The following is a 20,440-nucleotide window of genomic DNA, read 5'->3' as shown; positions in this document are numbered from 1 at the left end:
AGGGCCTCCACTCGTTTATTACTCACACACGCTTCACAATGACTGGACTTGTCCAATCACCTCATTCGCCTCAACCAGCGGTCTTTTTTCAATGGTTAGACTTTCAACTTTCTCACTATTTGTAAATACAACGATCATATCTGTTTGTTTGCCTGCTTTTTCTAGCATCGCTAAGTCAACAACTGCCAATAATTGACCTCGTTCCACTCGTTGTGCTTGTTTGACATAAAGAGTGAAGGGTTCTCCTTGTAAATCAACCGTGTTGATTCCCATATGCACCAACACTTCAAGCCCATTATCTGTTTCGATCCCCAGTGCATGTTTCGTTGGAAATATACTAGTGATCGTTCCATTGATTGGTGCAAATATTTCTTTTGCTTCCGGCAGGACTGCATAGCCATCACCCATCATTTTTTCTGCAAAAACAGGATCGCCGACTTCAGTGATCGGAATGATTTTACCGAGCGCCGGTGCATAGAGTTCAAATGTTTCCTTACTTGTCTTTGAAGCAGAAACCGGCACATCTTGGTGAGAAATTGATTGAGCGGTCTCTTGCGCTACCTTACTACCTTGTTGGAGTTTCGTCATTTCGTCTGCTACAAATTGGACCTGTGTGCCTACAATGACTTGAATATTTGTTTGATCAATTACTTTTACCCCTGGGACACCAGTTTGTTTAATCGCTGCTTGATTTACTTTTGCTGTGTCTTTTACCTGCAGACGCAAGCGTGTCGTACAATTGTCGATTGCTTTTACATTTTCTTTTCCACCTAGTGCATCATAGATCACCGCAGCTAGTTGGCTAAATTCATTAGTTCCCGTAGCAATATCAGGTGTCTCTTCGCCAATTTCTGTTTCTCTTCCTGGTGTCATCAAATTGAACTTGTTGATGGCAAAGCGGAAGCCAAAATAATAGATAGCTGCAAAAAATACTCCTTGAACGAGCAACATCAATGGTTGATTGGCGACTGGATTCTGCAACGACAAAAAGTAATCCACAAAACCAGCGCTAAAAGCAAAACCAGCTGTCCAATGGAAAAAGGCACTGATTGCTAATGAAATTCCTGTAAAAATGGCATGGATAACATACAACGGCCACGCCACAAACATAAATGAAAATTCTAATGGTTCAGTCACACCTGTAAAGAACGCAGCAAAACCGGCTGCTAGCATCAAAGAAGCGACTTGTTTTTTCTTTTCTGGACGTGCACTTTGATAAATAGCAAAGGCCCCAGCAGGTAAACCGAACATCATGACTGGGAAAAACCCAGCTTGATACATACCGGTTTGCCCAATTATTGCTTTTCCACTATCTAACGCTTGTTGTCCAGCTAAAAAGTTTCCAATATCATTGATACCTGCCACATCGAACCAAAAAACAGAATTCAGTGCATGATGTAAGCCTGTTGGAATCAATAAACGATTGAAGAAACCGTATAGTCCTGCACCGACAAACCCTAATTGAGAAATCCCCTTCCCAAAGGAAACCAGTACATCATAAACAGTTGGCCAAATAAATAATAATATCGCAGAAATAACCAACATGCTCAAGGCAGACATGATCGGAACTAAGCGTTTCCCACTAAAAAATGATAAGGCCATAGGTAATTTCACTTGGCTAAACCGATTATACATCGCAGCAGCGACTAATCCTGCCACGATTCCAACAAATACATTGTTATCCATTGTATTGAAAGCCGGATTGACTTCAGTGAGATCTCCCAGATGCAATAATCCTTGTACTGAATCCGCAGATAAAACGGTTTGAGGGATCAAGTAAGCGACCAATCCTGCCAAAGCAGCTGATCCATCTTTGTCTTTTGACATTCCCAATGCCAAACCCACCGCAAACAATAAGGCAAGATGGTTAAGAATCGCTAGCCCCGCATTCATTAAGAAGGTCGTTCCCGCATTACTGATGCCTACTCCTACGAACCAATTCGCAAGACCAACCAGTAAAGAAGCCGCTGGTAAGACTGCTACTGGCAACATCAATGAGCGACCCATTCGTTGCATATATGCTTTCATTCTTTCCACTCCTATTTTCTCTCCGCTCGTGAAAGAGCGTTTATCGTTATTTTTGTAAATTTTCTAGAAAATATCTAAAAACAATAAAACGAGTATACCATTTATCCAAAAAAATAGGAAGCATTGATTGAATACATTTAAAAAACCAGTAAAAGCAACGAAAACGAACGGAAAAATCTATTATCCGACCATTTATTTTTCAAAATAAATATATACCAATAATCAATCCGTTATTTTCAAACAACAAAAAAAGAGTTTGAGATATCACACTCAAACTCTTTTTTGATACACAGCACCGACAAAAACAACCAGCAAGCACAAGCTACCAATCACTGACAAATAAATTGACCGGCGATCGTCCGTTTTTGGTAATGTCTTCGCGGGTTGTTCTTCCACTACTTTTGTTTCTGTTTTAGTAACTGTCCCCGCTTCTACCGACCGTTTTCCGGCGGAATGTAAGGTCGCCTTGATTCTTTCGATACTGGCAGACAAATCCGCTTTTCTTGCTTCGAAATCGGCCATTGCCGCTTGAGCTTCTGCTGCTTTTTCATGGATTTCCGTACGAGCTGCTTGAATATCCGCTTGTGTCTGATCCACTGACGCAACCGTAGACGTTGCTAAATCTTGCAATTCCGTTTGTACTTCGGTTGTCCGTTGGGTCGCAGATGCTATTTTTTGTTTTGCTAATTCGGCTTTTTCTCGCTCTTCAGCTATTTTCTCAGCTAACTCATCGCGATCACTCACTGCTTGATTTGCTAAATCGTTCACTGTTTGATCGATTTCCTTTTGTTTTTCGATAAGTTGTTGTTTCGCTTGTTCCAACGTATCTTCCAATTCTTTACGTTGTTGCTCCAACTTCTCCCAGCGAGTCGAATCTGATGGATCAGCTTCGTTAGGAGGTGTATGTGACGAGTCTAGTGGCTCCTGACTCTCCTGGATCTGTGACTCACTGGTTTCTGATGGTGGCTGACTTGAATCTGCCCTGACTGTCTGACAAAGAAAGAAACTGCTGGCGATCAGTGCAGCAAAAAGTACTTTTTTCATTTTGTGCATCTCTGCCATCCCCTTTCATTTTCACTAGTTGTTCATTATAGAAAAAAACTGAGGAATCGCCTATAAACAATTGACGTATTCTGTCTAGTTGTATCGATGAAAGGTTGGAGTTTTGTCATTCGTCAGCTCCTATCCTTCAAAAAAATAGCCTAAAAAAGCGCCAAGTTCTAAAAATAGAAAAACGATCATCCAAGCTTACTACTTCCCTTACAAAGCTCGTCGGTCACACCCTCAAGTTCTACCCTTGAGGATAGCATAATTCATCTGGTCTGACGGCTTGGTACAGAGAAAAAGCGCCATCTAAATTTTTCACAGTGAATCCCGCTTGTTTCAAGATTCTTTCTGCTAAGTAGCTACGTAATCCACTATGACAACTGACGATATATTCTTGCTCTTTATCCAATTCGTCCAATCGTTGACGTAATTCAGATAAAGGAATATGAATGGCCTCTGGGAAATAACCATTCTGCCACTCTTCTTTATTCCGAACATCAAGCAATTGTTTCCCATGTGCTAATTCTTCTGGCAATTCATGCCACTGTATCATCTCACTCAATCCTTCGATGACATTCATCGCAATATAGCCTAGCATATTTACTGGATCTTTCGCTGAACCAAAAGGCGGTGCATAAGTCAGTTCTAACTCTGGCAGGTCGAAGACTGTCAAATGCCCTTTAATGGCTGTCGCAAGAATATCGATTCGTTTATCTATCCCTTTTTGACCGATTCCTTGAGCTCCATAGATTTCCCCAGTTTCCGGATGGAAGATCAATTTCAACAACAAGTCCGTTGCACCAGGGTAATAGCCAGCATGATCTTTACCTGAAGCATGGAGGACTTGAAAAGATAAACCTGCTTTTTTTGCTTGTCGTTCAGTGATACCTGTGGAGGCAGCTGTCTGACCAAATGCTCGAACAATAGCCGTTCCAAGGCTGCCTTGATTCAGGCGTGGCCGCCCAGCCATGTTATCAGCAGCTTGTCGTCCTTGTCGATTCGCAGGCGAAGCTAAAGAAATCAATGCAGGTTCCTTCGTGATTTGATGTTTCACGACAATCGCATCTCCTACTGCAAAGATTGCCGAATCACTTGTTTGATAATGCTCATCCACAACGATACCGCCACGTAATCCCAACGTTAAACCTGCCATCTCAGCTAAGCGACTATCTGGTTGGACTCCCACCGAAAGAATCGTCAAATCTGACTCTAACATTTCGCCATTTTCTAGACGAAGCATGTTTCCTTGTTCTTCAAAACTAGTAACAGCACAATTTGTTAAAACTTGAACATCATTATTTTCTAATTCTTTTTGTACAAAAGAAGCCATCTCTTCATCCAACGTCGGTACGACTTGCGGAGTCCGTTCGACGATCGTTACATCCAATCCACGCTTTTTTAGATTTTCTGCTACTTCGATCCCAATAAAACCGGCGCCAATAACTACCACTTTACGAGGTTGTTCCTCTAATTTTTCCATGATAGCATCAACATCTGGAACATTTCTCACAGTAAATACATTTTTTGCCTCAGACAAGCCTGTGATCTCAGGTATAAAGGGTTTAGCTCCTGGAGAAAGCAAAAGGGCATCATACGTTTCTTTGCGGGATTCCTCTCCATGAGAAACTTCCACTTCTTTTGTTTCTGGAAAAATCGCTGTGACTTCATGCTTCACTCGAACGTCCAGACGAAAGCGTGCAGCTAAACTTTCAGGTGTTTGGATCAAGAGCTTTTCTCTTTCATCGATTTCACCAGAAAGATAGTAAGGAAGGCCACAATTAGCAAAAGAAACATTGGGCCCTTTTTCAAAAACAACGATTTCTGCATCTTCTTGCAGTCGTCTTAAACGAGTGGCCGCAGACATCCCTCCAGCAACACCGCCAATTATCACAAATTTCATTTTTTATCTTCCTCCAATCTTTTCCCCAAACCATTGATTCATCCCGCCACGAATATTGATTGCCTGATAACCAAGATTTTTTAATTCTTTCGTCGCTTGCTTACTACGCATTCCTGACTGACAAATAACGTATACTGGTGCTTGTTTATCCCCATTATACGTACTAATACGGTGTAAAGGAATATTTTCCGCTTGCTTAATATGCCCACCTCGGTATTCAGACGGTGTTCTAACATCGATCAATTGGATGTTTTCTTTTAATTTATCTTGCAAATCCTTTACTGTTATTGATTGACTAAGTTGAAATAATCCCATTTTCATTCTCTCCTCTTTTTTTAGAAAAATATACCTACCGGGGTATATTCAACACGATAAATGTGATTATGTCAACCATTAAAACTTTTAATTTCAAAAAGTTGCAGTTTTCATTTGCAAATAATACCTATATAGGGTATTATTTGCAAAAAAAGAGTGGGAGGTTCTATGATGACTATTGACAACAAAACAATTCTAAATCGCTTGAGACGTACAGAAGGACAAATTCGTGGTATCCAAAAAATGATTGACGAGGAAAAAGAGTGCATGGATATCATTACACAATTAAGCGCTGTTCGTTCGAGTATTGATCGTGTCATGGGGATGATCGTTGCCGAAAATTTAAAAAACTGCTTGGAGCATCCAGAAAACAGTGTGGAGGAACAAGCAAAAAAAATGGAACAAGCCATCAATATGATCATCAAAAAATAAACGCAGCAAGTTTCTATCTCACACTACTTAAAACCGAATAAACGGCGGAAACAAATGGAACCTCTTTGAAAAATAAGGCATCATCCACAAAAATTTGAAAAACAATTTTCGTGGATGATGCCTTATTTCTTATAGCTCAATGTTTCGGTAATTTGCCACCACTAAGTTACGTATATTTCCCTTCTACAATTGCTTGGATCGTATCGAGTACAGCCTCTGTATTATTTGATCCGATAATCGTCGTAGCTGCTTCTTTGATCTTGGGCTGTCCATTTTCCATAGCAAAACTGTGCTTGATCTGTTGGATCATTTCAAAGTCATTCCCGCTATCGCCAAACGTAGCAATCTCATCCTCGTTGATTCCCCATTTTTTGCCTAACAAGCGTAACCCGTTTAGTTTGTGGACACCAGGGATGATCAAATCGATATCTCCATGACCACTAGAGACCGGTATCAATCCCTCTCCTAAAGAATGCTTTAAGGCAGTTAGTTTTTCTGCCACTTCTTGCTCATTGAAGGATAAAGCAAACTTGAAAATCGTTTCTTCTCCCTTAGCTAACGTATACAGGTCTTCTACCTTTTCAAGCTTCGGGTAGTAAAAACTTGCACGTTCAAACAATTCCTTAGAAACCGTATTAGAGAGATAGGCACTCTGTTTCCCACATAAGATCAAGTTCATGGGCGCTAACTCTTCCAATACATCTAATGTCTGAACGATTTTTTCAGGACGTAATTCTGCATTGTACACATGGTCTTCACCAATTAAAATATTTGCCCCATTTTCTGCTACGAATGCTATACTTTTATAAAGATCAGGGAAGAATGAACGCAACTGGAAATATTGATTTCCACTTGCTACAACAAACTTTATTTCTTTTTCCTGTAGTAAGTCAAAAAGTTTCTTAAAGCGTTCTTCATTGTATTTCTTTTGATCATTCAAAAATGTACCATCCATATCTACAGCGATCATTTTGATTGTCATTCCATTACCACCTTTCAGAAAAAGTATACCTACTGGGACGCGTCCCAAGTCAAGAGAAAAGGAGGAAAATCCCATCGTTACGATTCGAGAGATCGCAAAAATGTCAGGAGTATCCAAATCTACCGTTTCCAGAGTGATAAATAATGACCGTTACGTATCCGATGATTTACGAAAAAAAGTCCAATCCGTTATTGAAGAGACGAACTATGTGGTGAACGGCAATGCTGTAAAATTGAGTAAAGGAGAAACCTATACTTTAGGTGTTACCTTGCCTAACAACAGTTCTTGTTATAATCAGTTGGTGGACAGTATCTTGTATCAGGCAAAAAGTAAAGGGTATCAAGTATTATTACTTCCTACTTATTATGAAAAGGAGACGGAGAGTCACTATTACACATTACTAGAGCAAAAAATGATCGACGGTCTTATTCTGACGTCACGAACAAAAATTGATGAACTACTTGAACCTCTTCGCTTCAAAGGAAAAATCGTCTCAACTGAAAAGATGGACAATGACGACCTTGCCATGATTTATCCAGATCGAAAAAAAGTGTATGATCAATTGTTTCTTACCCTGCATACCCGTGGTATTTCCAGGGTCATCTTTACTACTAAACGCAGTGCCTCACAAAGCCAGACCACAAAAAACAAATTGACTGCTTATGAAATGTATTTTGGAAAAGCGATTGAAGGAAAAAACTATTTCACTGGTATCGAAACCTATGCAGATGGCTATGCGTTCGCAATAGAGATCACAACTCTCGCCTCTATTCCAGAGGTAATCTATGTCAATGGCGATGATACAGCAGCCGGTGTAATTTCAGGAATGAAACAGGCAGGATTCATTCATAAAAAAGATTTCACTGTCATAGGTGAAGGAAATCTACCATATAGTGAGATATTAGCCTTTTCAACTATTGATTTCTCCCCTAAAAAAATCGGCGCCTCCGCAGTAGATTTTCTCTTATCCCAGAGTGACAGGATCGTGGAAGCAGAAGATCCAGTAATTATTTGGCGATAATGTGAAGTAGCTCCTTCAGAAATAAGCGTGAGACCTCAAAAATTCCAAGAGGAATTTTCTGGGTTTCACGCTTATTTCTCAGGGCTGAACACTTAGGTCACAGCTTTTCTGTATATTAAAATCCAATCCATACTAGAATACATGATAATTATCACAAGAATAGGACAAAAGAGATGTTCTACTAAACAAACAGTCGCTGATTATGTGTATTAAAAACTATGTCGAATCTTTTCCCTTGATAGAGAAATAGCTGTAAGATTGACTGGCTATTTTTCACTCAGATAGATCAATCCGCGCGGAATAGGATCTTTCTTCGTTAACCCTATCCGTTCTCTATAAAAAGAAAAGCTATCTCTCTTGATCATTTCAATGATTTTCTCTTCATTCATTTCTAATTCCAACGATTCGATACATTCCGCCATTTCGTAAAGTATCTGTAGCTGTGCATCGATCCCCAACAGCTCTTGTAATTGTTCAAACACAGGTCCGTCCTTTTGAGAGACGACCTCTAAAAAACGATGATGAAGTTCTTTGTAAAAAGAAGCTAAAAGTGGATAGTTGATGGAAAAACAGTTTTCCATAAATTCTCTATAATGTTTTAAGTATTCTTCACTAGATTGAATATTCGATAAATTCATAAATTACCTCTCCTTCTGATGATTGATAGTAAAACCTAAAATATGTACATATGACTGATTGAATCGATCTTATTTTTTGTGAACTACCTGTTTCTCGAATAGATTATAATAAAATCATATAGTCTTCTCTGTGTAATTTCAACTTCACATATTGCCTAACTCCTTGAAATATTTACTCTTGAATCATTGCTACGTCTATGCTTCGGCATATTACCAGCTATTTTTTTGCATTCAGTTGATTTTTTTTATCTTAAACTAAAAAAAATCAATCTCAGCCAGTTTTGACTTCGATTGATTTTCGATAAATTCTTCACTTAAATTGCAACGGTACTCTTCTCATTCGCTGTTACAACAATAAGATACACCAAACTACCTAGCGCTTCAGTAGTTTACGATACTCCAAAGCATATAAAACAAAGGACTGAGCCAAACTGTAGGTAATGATTGCAAATATCACCATGACCCATCCTTCAGGAATCGTTGGGAAAAGCAATAACAGGATCATCCCTACATAAATCACAGCTGTCGCCCATTTACCATACCACTTTGCTCCATCTAATTTGACCTGTTTACGCAAAGCAACGATCCCAGCAATCAGCATAAATGCTTCTTTCACAATAAATAAAGCTAAAACGAGCCAGATATACGGACGTTCCCATGCCATGGAGATGATTAAGACCAATTGGGTCAACTTATCACCGATTGGATCAAGAACTTTTCCAAGTTCTGTGATCTGATTGAATCTTCGGGCGATATATCCATCTAAAAAGTCTGTGACTCCTGAAAAGAGGATGATCGATCCAGCCAGATAGAAAGCTTGCTTACTCATAAAATACAAATAAAAAGGCAATAAAAGAATTCTTATAATCGATAGTAGATTCGGAATCGTGCGAATTTCTTTTCGCCAATCAGATGCTCCATTCATTACTTAACAACTCCCAAAATGTCATTTCATCTATTTTACCGTACTTTCCACGTGGAACCAATTAATTGTCGGTTTTTTATTGCGAGCTCTTCCAATCCTTCGTATGCCATTGTGAATCTGTTATTATGTTTTTTCGGAGTTTCCATTTCGTGCAGCCTGACGCTGACGGGTTTCTTTTAATAATTTTTTGTGGGCTTTTTTTGAACCTCGTTCGATATCTCGTTCCCATTTTCTCGTTTTAAAATCTGTAAATAGCTGATCGATCTCATAGCCTACAGGATAAAGTTCTTCTGCTCTCATTTTTAAAAGGACACGCTGTCGAAGGACCGTTTCTTTTTGGTTATCGACAAAAATCACGATCGTCTCTTCGCCAGTGTCTTCAAAGACTAATGCTTCTTTTTTGTATTGGGTGGCATATACCCGATCCCCTTTTGAAAATAAATCCTTTTCTTCGTTCTTGACTTCTTGCGTCTTCACTTGTTGTTTGAATAAGCGTTTTTCACTTGAATAGTCTTTCGTAGAAAGATACTGCTGAGCTTGTTGGATCAAGTCCTCTGACATTTGCATTTTTTTAGCGATCCACAATGCTTGGCTTTCCCCTGTTTTTCCTACCTGTAATTGATACTTTGGTTGTAAGGCTTCTCGGTCAAAAGCCATTGCTGCCGGCACAAAATCTTCATGTCGTTCCGCAAACTCTTTGATTTCGCCGTAATGGGTCGTTGCAACCATCAGCGCACCTTTCTCATACATTGCAGACATGATGGCGATTGCTAAAGCTGCCCCTTCCGTTGGTTCTGTTCCACTACCGATCTCATCAAGTAAAACTAGGGTATTTCTACCCACTTTATTCAAAATCTGTGCGATATTTTGCATATGCCCAGAAAAAGTACTCAATGCATTCGCTAAATCTTGTTGATCGCCGACATCGACAAAAACTTCGTCGAATACGGCAAGCTCTGTCCCATCTTTTGCTGGTACTTGCAGACCAAACATTGCCATCAACGTCAGCAATCCGACTGTTTTCAAAACAACTGTTTTCCCACCAGCATTTGCACCTGTGATCACTAATCCACGATATTCTGCACCCAAATCAAAATCTAAGGGCACAGCTTTTTCTGATAACAGTGGATGTCTCGCTTGTTTCAGATGGATGCGTTCTGATTTATTGATGATAGGTGTGATGCCATTGATCTCTCTACTGTATTTCCCACGTGCGAAAATAATATCGAAAACGGTGACCGTTTCGATGATTTGATCGATTGCCTGTTCATTTTCAGCTAATGCCCCAGTCAAACTTGCTAGAATCTGATATTCTTCAGCAATTTCCTCTGCTTTCAATAATTGATGTTGTGCGCTTGCTTTAGCGACTGCTGTTGGTTCGATGAATACCGTCGTACCTTTATTCGACTGTTCAATGATCGTTCCGGCTACTTTATTTTTATAACTCGCTTTGATAGGGATCGTTGCGTGTTCCCCTTTTTGAACGATCATCGCTTCTTGGATCATTTCTTTATTCCCAGGATGACGCAAGAATTTTAGCAAACGATCTTGGATTTCTTTTTCTACCGTTTGGATTTGTTTTCGTACTTTACGTAGATTTTTTGATGCTTCATCTGCGACTTGTTGGTTCTTGATTTGTTCATAAACTAAGTCCTCCACCGCTTGAAGATCCGGTAGATTTTTACTGTACGCATACAGTAATGGCGTTTGATATTGGTTTTTTTCAAAGAAGCGAGTGATCATTCGACTGCTTCTCAAAAAATCAGCGTATTCAATCAATTCAGCGGGGGTTAAGATCAAGCCTTTTTTCACTTGGTCAGTTAATGCCACAATTCGTGTTAGCCCCATAAAGGGCACGTGCTGGCTACTTTCTAAAATCGTACGGGCTTCTTTCGTTTCTGTTTGTCTTGTTTCTACGGTCTGAAGATTTGTCGGGATTGACATTTCTGCCAGACGTTCTTTCGTGTGATCTCCGATTGCTCGGGCAATCACTTCTTTTCTGATTTGTTCAAATTGTAATTGTTTGATTGTATGATTCATATTCTCTCCTTTTCTTGAAGAGATACCTGTCCCCAAAATAAATAAAGACCTAAAATAGAATAAAAGGGCAGGACACAGCTAAAATAAGACATGTCCTCCCCTTGATTTGATTACAAGAAATGTTTCAGACAGGTACCATCTATAAGCACACCAAATAAGCCTACTGCTTTATTGGTTATTCAACTTACTCGATTAGATACCTACTACACTCATCAAAATACCTCGTTCATCTAGGTTTTATTTATTTTTCTTTTTTACTATAGCAAGCGGTTGCCAGAATGTCAAACAGATACTGAACGAGTCTGAATGGTATTATTTTAATAATATTTCAAAATTGTCACGTTTTTCGATTTTCAAACACTGTATCAATCGGCGATAATTGGATATATCAAGAAACATAAAAGGATGGATATGATGAAAAAATTGATTGGAGCAATTGCTCTCTTATTGTTATTGTTTGGTGGCTACAAAGGTTATCAATATTATGATCAGACCTACAATAGCCAAGTTGCCTACGCAAAAGTACCGGAAAAGGTTCCACCTTTGAAAGATGCACGAAATGATAGCGGCGAAAAAATGTGGGATTGGAAAGCGTATGACTATGAATTATCCTTTGTTACTAAGGATGGCAAAACAATCAAATTGCCTTATACGATTGCTTCAGAAAATCCAACACCGTTAGAACCTAATAGTTATGTCAAAGCAGAGGTCAGCCAAAAACGAGTAACCTCTGGGCCAACGACGATCAATGAAAATCAAGTACCAAATAATGTTCTAACTGCTTTAAATTAACAAAAAACAACTGCGATCTGAGGTCGGGACAGAAGTGTTCAGCCTCGAGAAATAAGGCGCCATCCACGAAAATTGTTTTTCAAATTTTTGTGGATGGCGCCTTATTTTTCGAAGAGGTTACTTCTGTTCCCGCCGTTTATTCGGTTATAGGTGGGGGGAGAACTAATGTCTCACTCCCTTCGCAGTTGTTTTTTTTATGTATCGCCCACGTCCTCAACGTTGTTTGCGAATGGCGATTGGCGTATCCCCAAAATATTCTCGATATTTTTTGTAAAAATGTGTCTTATTGGAAAAACCTACATTGGCCGCAATCTCCTCAATCGAGAAGCGGGTAGCTAAAATTAGATCCTGTGCTTCATGTAAGCGTTGGTTCGTAATCAATTGTTTGAAGGATTTCCCAGTCTGTTGTTTGATCAAATTAGACAGATAATTTGGATTATACCCTAACTCATCTGCCAATGTTTTTAGGTTCAATGTTCGATAGTCACTTTCGATCCGTTGCAGAATTTTGATCATTAAGTTGCTTTGTCCATCTTTTTTGTATATTTTTGCTAATTGGGAGTGATAGACTCTAGAAAGCTGTAAAAATAACACTTGTGAAAAAGCATTCATGATTTCATTTCCTAGATGTTTTTTGAAAAATATTCGAGGATCATTTGATCCAAGGTGACTTGGATCTCTGGTTGTTTTGATAAGTTTAACAAAAGATGGGTCTCATTATAGCCAGGTTCTAAAATGGCGTTCATTAAAAAATTATAGGTCAATCCCCCACTGCGATGATCGATTTTTTTCAGAAGATTGATATTGATATCATTCGTTTTGAATAAGAAATTCAGCAAAATATCATGTTCACCCAAAGGCATCAGTTCATGGCGACTATTTGTATCTAAAAGTAATAATTGTCCTTCTTTCAAAGTGATTGGCAGACCGTTGACGATCTGTTCTGAAGTACCGCAATACATATAATTGAATTCTAAAAAATGGTGGGAATGTAGTGGATAATGAGCGAAGCGTCGATGTTGGCGAATCAAAATATTATTTTCTTGAAAAAGATGGTGATCGTCTAATTTGAATTGCTGGTCTTGTTCGTCTAAGTTTTCTCCTTCAAATTCCTTGATCCATTGCCCCGTCTTTCGCTGTTCTAACTCTTCGGGTGTATACGGCAGAAAGATCTTTTGTACAAACGGATTCATCGTTTTACTCCCCCTTGATATGTAAATTTGACACCAATATAGTAACATACTGACATTGTTGTGAAAAGGGTTACAAGATATGATGAGTGCAACAAATACATCTTCATCTGGAGGAACAAGCTATGAGAAAGACTTGGTTGATGAAACTGTCGCTGTTATCCATTTCCTTAGTTTTAACGTCAAATACTGCTATCGCATCCGCTTTACCGATGATGTTAGGCTACTTCAATGATCAATCGGCTTCATCCGTCGAACTACTGATGACCATTCCTCAACTAACTGTTGTGATTTTTATTGCTTTGAGTAGTTTGATTGCCAAAGCCATCGGACAGAAACAAACTGTCTTACTTGGGTTGTTGCTTGCTGGAGTTGCTGGCGTGTTACCTGTCTTCACTGCCAACTTCTATTTATTGATGATCTCCCGCGCAGCATTAGGTGCGGGCTTTGGTCTCTTCAACTCGTTGGCAGTCAGTATGATCAGCGAATTTTTTGAAGGCGAAGAAGCTGCCACCTTGATTGGCTTCCAATCCGCCTTTCAAGGTTTAGGAGCTGCAGTCATGACCTTCACTGCCGGACGTCTCCTCACTTTTGGCTGGCAAAAAGCATTCTTAGTTTACTTGATCACCATTCCGATCATTTTCTTATTTATGGCTTTCGTCCCTGAACCGCCAAAGAAAAAACAAAACTCCACCTTTAAAAAAGAAACAGCACAAAAAGGAACACTCCGTCCGACTACTCTCATGTATGGCATTTTGATCTTCTTTCTCTGTATTTTCTACATGATCGTTGTCGTTAAGCTTTCGACCTTCATCGTGACTGAAAATCTAGGAACAGAATCAGATGCCGGAACGCTTCTTTCTTTTATGCAGATTGCTAACATGGTTGCTGGTTTCTTATTCGGGTTGATTTACAAAGGATTGAAACGATGGACGTTGCCTATTTCTTTTTTCATCATGGCAGCAAGCTTATTCCTCATCTTGACAGCCAATCATTTATTTATGATCGGTGTTGGGGCTGCACTGAACGGTATCGCCTTTGCTCTGTTCGTTCCCTACATCTTCAATGATGCTACTCGTTCAGTTCCGCAAGTAGCAAAAGCAAGCACCACTTCCTTTATTCTCGTTCTAGCAAATATCGGTAACTTTGTTTCACCCTATGGACATCGACTTTTAGAAAGATTCGGTATCGGTTCTGATGCTTTACAAAATATTTTTATCAATGGCTGCATTTTGATGACCGTTTTAGGTATTCTTTTTCTTCTCCTTACTTTTAAAAAGAAGCCACTCCCAAATGAAGTCTAGTTTTCATTGACTCAAGTAAAAACAAATTGGAGGAATTTTGATGAATTATCTTGCTATCGATATTGGCGCTTCAAGTGGTCGTTTGATCCATGCCAATCTTAATGAATTAGGCCGTTTTGACTTACAGGAAGTCCATCGCTTCAAAAATGGATTTGAAAAAATCGATGGTGTCGCAAAGTGGCCGCTCACACATCTAGTCACTGAAATCTTAAAAGGTTTGGAAAAAGCCAAGCAACAAGGTATCGCAGAATGTTATGTCGGCATCGATACTTGGGGTGTCGATTATGGCTTGCTTGATGTTGATGGTCATTTGATCGACGCCCCGACGAGCTATCGTGATGAGCGAACGAAAGAAGCCATCCCACAATTTGAACAAAACATGCCACTAGATGAACTTTACCAAAAAACAGGTATCCAAATGCAACCATTCAACACGGTGTTTCAATTACTTGTTGAAGAAAAAGAAACGTTAATAAATGCCCATCGTTTGTTATTGATGCCTGATCTACTCGGTTACCTCTTCACTGGAGAAGCAGTCACCGAAAAGACTAATGCGTCTACTATGCAGCTTCTGAACTTAGAAACTCGGAAATGGGACTCAGATATTTTAGCTGTTCTAGGCATCGACGCTTCGCTTTTCCCACGAATCACCGAGCCTGGACAGATTCTAGGCGAATTACAAACTGCCCAATTTCCGACATATGATCTGCCAAAAGCGACCTTTATCACGATTGCTTCTCACGACACTGCTTCAGCAGTTGTCGGCACACCCGCGACTGGCAAAGATTGGGCATACATCAGTTCAGGCACTTGGTCGTTGATGGGTGTAGAGATTCCTGAAGGCATTTCAACAAAAGAAGCATTTGAAGCTAACTTTACAAATGAATGGGGTGTGCAAGGAACCATTCGCTTCTTAAAAAATATCATGGGTATGTGGTTGATCCAAGAAGTTGCTCGTTTGCAAGATGGTGCCTATAGTTTTGCTGAATTGGCAGAACTGGCAGAACAGGAAGCGCCTTTCCAACAATTGATCAATGTCAACGACCCACGTTTCTTGAATCCCCAAAATATGATTCAAGAATTACAAGATTATTGTAAAGAAACAAACCAATCTATCCCTCAAACCCCTGGTCAGCTGGCTCGCTGTATCTATGACAATTTAGCTCTATGCTACGCTGTCGAACTAGAGAACTTAGCACGGATCACCGGAATAGAATTTCATCATTTACACATCGTCGGTGGGGGTTCAAATAATACCTTCCTTAATCAGCTGACAGCCGATATTTGCAATATCGAAGTCGAAGCAGGACCAGATGAAGCGACCGCTATTGGCAATCTAATGGTCCAAATGATTGCAACGAACGGCTACGGTACGTTGCAACTGGCGCGTGAAGCGATCAGAGATTCTGTTTCATTAGCCACTTTTCACCCTCGACATACCGAGGAAATGACACAAGCACTTGCTAGATATAAAGAATTTTTAATATAAAAGGAGAGATTCAATATGATGAATGTCAAAGAACGTTATGAAGAAGCCAAAGCAAAATATGCGAGTATCGGTGTCGATACTGAGGAGGTCTTGCAGAAACTCGCAGAAGTGAAGATTTCGATGCACTGTTGGCAAGGCGATGATGTCAAAGGTTTCTTGACACCAGATGGAGAATTAACAGGTGGCATCATGGCTACAGGAAACTATCCTGGAGCCGCACATACGCCGGACCAATTACGCCAAGATTTAGAAAAAGCTTTCTCATTGATTCCTGGGAATCATAAATTGAATTTACATGCCATGTATCTAGATACAGACGAACCGGTCGATTTAAATGAGATCGAACCAAAACATTTCGAGAAATGGGTCGCATGGGCAAAAGAACAAGGCATCGGTCTTGATTTCAATCCAACCTTCTTCTCTCACCCAATGATGAAAGATGGCTTGACACTTGCTCATCCAGACAAAGAAGTACGGGATTACTGGATCGAACATGGGAAACGCGCTCGTAAAATCGCCGAGTATATGGGAAAAGAAATCGGACAAACATGTATCGATAATTTTTGGATGCCTGATGGAATGAAAGACAATCCAATCGACCGCCTATCTCCACGCCAACGGTTGATGGAATCTTTAGATGAGATTTTCTCAGAAGAACTCAACGAAGAATATACACAAGATGCCGTAGAATCCAAACTATTTGGACTTGGTGCCGAAGCTTACACAGTAGGTTCACACGAATTTTATATGGGCTATGGATTGACACGTAACAAATTGATCTGCCTAGACGCAGGACACTTCCATCCAACTGAAGTCATCTCCAATAAACTTTCGTCTTTAGCCTTATTCTCAAAAGGGATCATGCTCCACGTCTCTCGTCCTGTGCGTTGGGATTCAGACCATGTTGTGATCATGGATGATGAATTACAAGAAATCGGCAAAGAATTAGTCCGCAATCATTTACTTGAAAAAACAGCGATCGGACTCGATTTCTTTGACGCAACCATCAACCGGATCGCCGCATGGGCAATCGGCACAAGAAATACGCAAAAGGCATTGTTAAAAGCCATGCTTGAACCAATCGAAGAATTAAAACAAGCCGAACTAAACTTCGACTTCACCAAACGCTTAGCCTTCACTGAAGAATTAAAAGACTTCCCATACGCCGACGTTTGGAATTACTTCTGTGAAATGAACAACGTCCCAGTAGGCATGGACTGGTACCAAGAAGTCCTACAATACGAAAAAGACGTACAAAGTAAGAGGTTGTGAGAAAGCCGTTTAGCTCCGAGTATTAAGACGGAAATCGAGAAAATAGTTCCTCATATTTTTTCGATTTTTGACTTAATATTGAAGGAGCTGGCTTTCGAACACCGTTTATCACAGGTTGTGAAAGAAGCGCTCTGACCTGAGCAGTAAAATAGAAAATCGAAAATGGCTGGTTCATTTTTGATTTTTCTGGCTTATGACCGAAGTGTTGCTTCATGAACACTATCTATCAAGTTGTAAAAAAAGCCCTTCACCTATCAACAGAAGCCTTCGAGAATCCGTCTAACTGATTTTGAGGTTCTTTCTGTTGATTTACAAAATAACCACATACTACATGTTCTTTCTATTCATCAGAAAAAGAAAAGAGGTCTCACTCGTGAAAAAATCAGCGATGCTCACTGCTCCATTTGTACAAGAGATGATTCAAGCAACAACCAATATGTACCGCCTAGGATGGGATGAACGTAATGGTGGGAATATCACCTACTTATTAGAAGAAGCACAAGTCTTACCTTTTATCGACCCTACGAAAGTTTTACGAACACTGCCGTTGCCATTTGATGCCCAACAATTAGCCGGAAGGTATTTCTTAGTGACAGGGTCTGGAAAATATTTTAAAAATGTACAGGCAGAGCCAGAAGAAAATCTTGGATTGATCCGTGTGACCGGAGATGGTCATGCGATCGACATTTTATGGGGATTAAGCCCTGATGCTGTTCCGACTTCTGAGTTACCAAGTCATTTCATGAGCCATATCGCTCGATTAAGTGTCGATCCAGATAACCGCATCGTCATGCATTGTCACGCAACACACTTGTTAGCCATGACTTTTAGCCATCCACTTTCTGAACGCGAATTGACTCGTACATTATGGCAAATGTGTACAGAGTGCTTAGTTGTCTTTCCAGAAGGTATCTCGGTCATTCCATGGTTAGTTCCCGGTTCGAATGAAATCGGCGAAGCAACTGCCGCAAAAATGAAAGAAACCCGTTTAGTCGTTTGGCCACAACATGGAATCTATGGTTCTGGAAAAGATATGGATGAAACATTTGGTTTGATCGAAACAGCTGAAAAAGCTGCCCAAGTCTATACGATCGTCATGGCCCAAGGTGGAATCAAACAAACGTTAGAAGATGACAATTTGAAATTACTGGCTGATGCGTTTAGGGTTGTCCCACGTGCTGGCTATTTGAACGATTAACAATCGTGAGGTGCAAAATGAAATCCAATGTCGAAAAAATGATTGCTGGTGAGGTCTATCGTCAAGATGAAGAATTATTGCAGCTTCGTTTGGTCACGAGAGATCTCCTTTATGAATTCAATCATATCCATCCTCGAAAATTATCTGAGCGTCAGCAATTGATCAAAAAAATGTTCAAGCAAACTGGGGACAAACTCTTTGTTGAACAACCCTTTCATTGCGACTATGGAATCAACATCACCGTTGGAGAAAACTTTTTAGCCAATAATAATTGCACGTTACTTGATGTTGCTCCGATCACGATTGGTAAGGATGTCTTACTTGCTCCAAATGTGGGGATCTACACAGCCGGCCATGCCTTAGATCCTGTTTTACGTCAAGAGTACCAAGCAGAATTTGGGGCGCCTGTTACGATCGGCGACAACGTCTGGATCGGTGCAAATACATCCATACTGCCCGGGGTGACAATCGGTGATCATGTAGTGATTGGAGCTGGAAGTGTCGTCACGAAGGATATCCCAGCTAATTCTTTAGCAGTAGGAAATCCTTGTCATGTGGTGCGAACATTCAATAAAAAGGATCGCACCTATTATTTCAAAAAACTGCGTTATCCATCAGAATATATAATTTCTGAAACCGACCTACCTAAAGGAGAGTAAATCAAATGGCAAATCGAATGATTTTAAATGAAACATCCTATCATGGAAAAGGGGCTATTGCAGCTATCCCAACGGAATTTCATGCAAGAAATTTCAAAAAAGCAGTTGTGATCACCGATAAAGAGCTGCATAAAATCGGTGTCGTAGCAAAAGTCACCACCTTATTAGATGAGGCAGAGATTGCTTATGAAATCTACGACGGTATCGTACCTAATCCAACGATCGAGAATGTCAAAGAGGGCGTGACTTTCGTTCAAGAAGCAAAAGCGGATGTGATCCTGGCAATTGGCGGAGGTTCGCCGATCGACACAGCCAAAGCCATTGGAATCATCGTAACGAATCCAGAGTTTTCTGATGTCCGTAGTCTAGAAGGTGTGGCAGATACAAAACATCCAAGCTTGCCGATCTTAGCTGTTCCGACGACTTCTGGTACGGCCGCTGAAGTCACGATCAACTATGTGATCACTGACAAAGAGCGTTCTCGTAAATTTGTATGTGTTGATCCTCATGATATTCCAATCGTTGCCTTTGTTGACAGTGATTTGATGATGGGCATGCCGAAAGCCTTGTGTGCGGCAACTGGGATGGATGCGATGACTCATGCTATCGAGGGATTGATCACGAAAGGTTCATGGGAAATGAGTGATATGTTCCATCTCAAAGCCATTGAGATTATCGGTCGTAGTTTAGCCGATTCCGTGAATGGTGATCCAAAAGGTCGAGAAGATATGGCTTTAGGACAGTACCTTGCAGGAATGGGTTTTTCAAATGTTGGTTTAGGTCTTGTGCATGGAATGGCTCATCCATTATCCGCATGGTATGACATCCCCCACGGTGTCGCTTGCGCTGCCTTATTACCAACGGTCATGAAATACAATAAAGAGTTTACAGGCAATAAATATCGAGAAATCGCGAAGGCACTGAACATTAAAGACGCAGAATCTCGTTCCATCCAAGATATTCGTGATGCCGCTTGTGAAGCGATTGACGCTTTATCGAAGAAAGTTGGCATCCCTGCGACGATCTCCGAACTAGGTGTCAAAGAAGCGGATATTGCAAAAATTGCTGAAGATGCGTTCAATGATGTCTGTACCCCAGGAAATCCAAGAGAAACGAACGTGTCAGAGATCATTGACATCTATCAAAGCTTGATGTAAGTTTATCGACTCTCTTGTTGTTACGACTTGACTGATCAATTAAAAATGGTT

19 protein-coding genes are annotated in these 20,440 nt (G+C 40.2%); 9 read left to right on the top strand and 10 right to left on the bottom strand.

All coding sequences use genetic code 11. From position 1 onward, the window contains the following. Positions 1 to 33: 33 nt before the first annotated feature. The 4 genes from nagE to ACH0AK_RS02265 all read right to left on the bottom strand — a co-directional run bounded on the left by nagE (position 34) and on the right by ACH0AK_RS02265 (position 5,290). On the bottom strand, positions 34 to 2,028 hold the full coding sequence (gene nagE, locus ACH0AK_RS02280; protein ID WP_347081999.1) for an N-acetylglucosamine-specific PTS transporter subunit IIBC: 1,995 nt from the start codon (positions 2,026 to 2,028) through the stop codon (positions 34 to 36). A 270-nt stretch (positions 2,029 to 2,298) separates the two neighbouring features. Continuing rightward, positions 2,299 to 3,081 (bottom strand): LPXTG family cell surface protein Fms3, encoded by a 783-nt coding sequence (locus ACH0AK_RS02275; protein WP_023519056.1) that lies wholly within the window; start codon positions 3,079 to 3,081, stop codon positions 2,299 to 2,301. Positions 3,082 to 3,319: 238 nt separating this feature from the next. Continuing rightward, a complete protein-coding gene (locus ACH0AK_RS02270; protein ID WP_023519055.1) occupies positions 3,320 to 4,975 on the bottom strand; it encodes an FAD-dependent oxidoreductase in 1,656 nt (551 codons plus the stop codon). Positions 4,976 to 4,978: 3 nt separating this feature from the next. Further along, positions 4,979 to 5,290: a rhodanese-like domain-containing protein gene (locus tag ACH0AK_RS02265; protein ID WP_010736402.1), complete on the bottom strand. Its 312-nt coding sequence runs from the start codon at positions 5,288 to 5,290 to the stop codon at positions 4,979 to 4,981. Positions 5,291 to 5,461: 171 nt separating this feature from the next. Between ACH0AK_RS02265 and ACH0AK_RS02260 the strand changes: the two genes are divergently transcribed. Then, positions 5,462 to 5,722: a metal-sensitive transcriptional regulator gene (locus ACH0AK_RS02260; RefSeq protein WP_010736403.1), complete on the top strand. Its 261-nt coding sequence runs from the start codon at positions 5,462 to 5,464 to the stop codon at positions 5,720 to 5,722. Positions 5,723 to 5,888: 166 nt separating this feature from the next. On the opposite strand, the gene ACH0AK_RS02255 is transcribed toward ACH0AK_RS02260, so the two are convergent. Next, positions 5,889 to 6,704, bottom strand: coding sequence for a Cof-type HAD-IIB family hydrolase (locus ACH0AK_RS02255; RefSeq protein ID WP_023519054.1), 816 nt, complete (start codon positions 6,702 to 6,704; stop codon positions 5,889 to 5,891). 73 nt (positions 6,705 to 6,777) lie between these two features. Between ACH0AK_RS02255 and ACH0AK_RS02250 the strand changes: the two genes are divergently transcribed. Beyond that, positions 6,778 to 7,725, top strand: a complete 948-nt coding sequence (locus ACH0AK_RS02250) for a LacI family DNA-binding transcriptional regulator (RefSeq protein ID WP_041684367.1) — start codon at positions 6,778 to 6,780, stop codon at positions 7,723 to 7,725. A 266-nt stretch (positions 7,726 to 7,991) separates the two neighbouring features. On the opposite strand, the gene ACH0AK_RS02245 is transcribed toward ACH0AK_RS02250, so the two are convergent. From ACH0AK_RS02245 to ACH0AK_RS02235, 3 genes are all read right to left on the bottom strand, one after another. After that, on the bottom strand, positions 7,992 to 8,363 hold the full coding sequence (locus tag ACH0AK_RS02245) for a DUF7006 family protein (RefSeq protein WP_347082005.1): 372 nt from the start codon (positions 8,361 to 8,363) through the stop codon (positions 7,992 to 7,994). Between the two features lie 373 nt (positions 8,364 to 8,736). After that, the gene (locus ACH0AK_RS02240; protein ID WP_010736407.1) at positions 8,737 to 9,288 is read right to left on the bottom strand and encodes a CDP-alcohol phosphatidyltransferase family protein; all 552 of its coding nucleotides are present in this window, start codon (positions 9,286 to 9,288) and stop codon (positions 8,737 to 8,739) included. A 123-nt stretch (positions 9,289 to 9,411) separates the two neighbouring features. Further along, entirely contained in the window at positions 9,412 to 11,328 is a 1,917-nt protein-coding gene (locus ACH0AK_RS02235) for an endonuclease MutS2 (RefSeq protein ID WP_142432918.1), read from the bottom strand. A gap of 414 nt (positions 11,329 to 11,742) precedes the next feature. Between ACH0AK_RS02235 and ACH0AK_RS02230 the strand changes: the two genes are divergently transcribed. Continuing rightward, a complete protein-coding gene (locus ACH0AK_RS02230; RefSeq protein ID WP_023519051.1) occupies positions 11,743 to 12,120 on the top strand; it encodes a DUF1093 domain-containing protein in 378 nt (125 codons plus the stop codon). A 213-nt stretch (positions 12,121 to 12,333) separates the two neighbouring features. On the opposite strand, the gene ACH0AK_RS02225 is transcribed toward ACH0AK_RS02230, so the two are convergent. Further along, a complete protein-coding gene (locus tag ACH0AK_RS02225) occupies positions 12,334 to 12,732 on the bottom strand; it encodes a helix-turn-helix domain-containing protein (RefSeq protein WP_226077172.1) in 399 nt (132 codons plus the stop codon). Between the two features lie 11 nt (positions 12,733 to 12,743). Further along, a complete protein-coding gene (locus ACH0AK_RS02220; protein WP_226077174.1) occupies positions 12,744 to 13,313 on the bottom strand; it encodes a cupin domain-containing protein in 570 nt (189 codons plus the stop codon). 122 nt (positions 13,314 to 13,435) lie between these two features. Between ACH0AK_RS02220 and ACH0AK_RS02215 the strand changes: the two genes are divergently transcribed. From ACH0AK_RS02215 to fucO, 6 genes are all read left to right on the top strand, one after another. Continuing rightward, entirely contained in the window at positions 13,436 to 14,614 is a 1,179-nt protein-coding gene (locus ACH0AK_RS02215) for an MFS transporter (protein WP_023519049.1), read from the top strand. Between the two features lie 40 nt (positions 14,615 to 14,654). Next, positions 14,655 to 16,103, top strand: a complete 1,449-nt coding sequence (gene rhaB / locus ACH0AK_RS02210; protein WP_137071971.1) for a rhamnulokinase — start codon at positions 14,655 to 14,657, stop codon at positions 16,101 to 16,103. A 15-nt stretch (positions 16,104 to 16,118) separates the two neighbouring features. Then, positions 16,119 to 17,375 carry an L-rhamnose isomerase gene (gene rhaA / locus ACH0AK_RS02205; protein ID WP_226077177.1) on the top strand — a complete coding sequence of 419 codons (1,257 nt, stop codon included), beginning with the start codon at positions 16,119 to 16,121 and terminating at the stop codon, positions 17,373 to 17,375. A 373-nt stretch (positions 17,376 to 17,748) separates the two neighbouring features. Then, positions 17,749 to 18,573 carry a rhamnulose-1-phosphate aldolase gene (rhaD, locus tag ACH0AK_RS02200; protein ID WP_023519046.1) on the top strand — a complete coding sequence of 275 codons (825 nt, stop codon included), beginning with the start codon at positions 17,749 to 17,751 and terminating at the stop codon, positions 18,571 to 18,573. Between the two features lie 17 nt (positions 18,574 to 18,590). Then, complete coding sequence (locus ACH0AK_RS02195) at positions 18,591 to 19,232, top strand: sugar O-acetyltransferase (RefSeq protein ID WP_062805746.1); 642 nt, start codon at positions 18,591 to 18,593, stop codon at positions 19,230 to 19,232. A 5-nt stretch (positions 19,233 to 19,237) separates the two neighbouring features. Further along, positions 19,238 to 20,389, top strand: a complete 1,152-nt coding sequence (gene fucO / locus ACH0AK_RS02190; protein WP_023519044.1) for a lactaldehyde reductase — start codon at positions 19,238 to 19,240, stop codon at positions 20,387 to 20,389. The last annotated feature ends 51 nt before the right edge of the window (positions 20,390 to 20,440 follow it).

The organism is Enterococcus pernyi (assembly GCF_045371165.1).
Lineage (GTDB): Bacteria > Bacillota > Bacilli > Lactobacillales > Enterococcaceae > Enterococcus_B > Enterococcus_B pernyi.
This window is presented reverse-complemented; position numbering and strand designations above follow the sequence as displayed.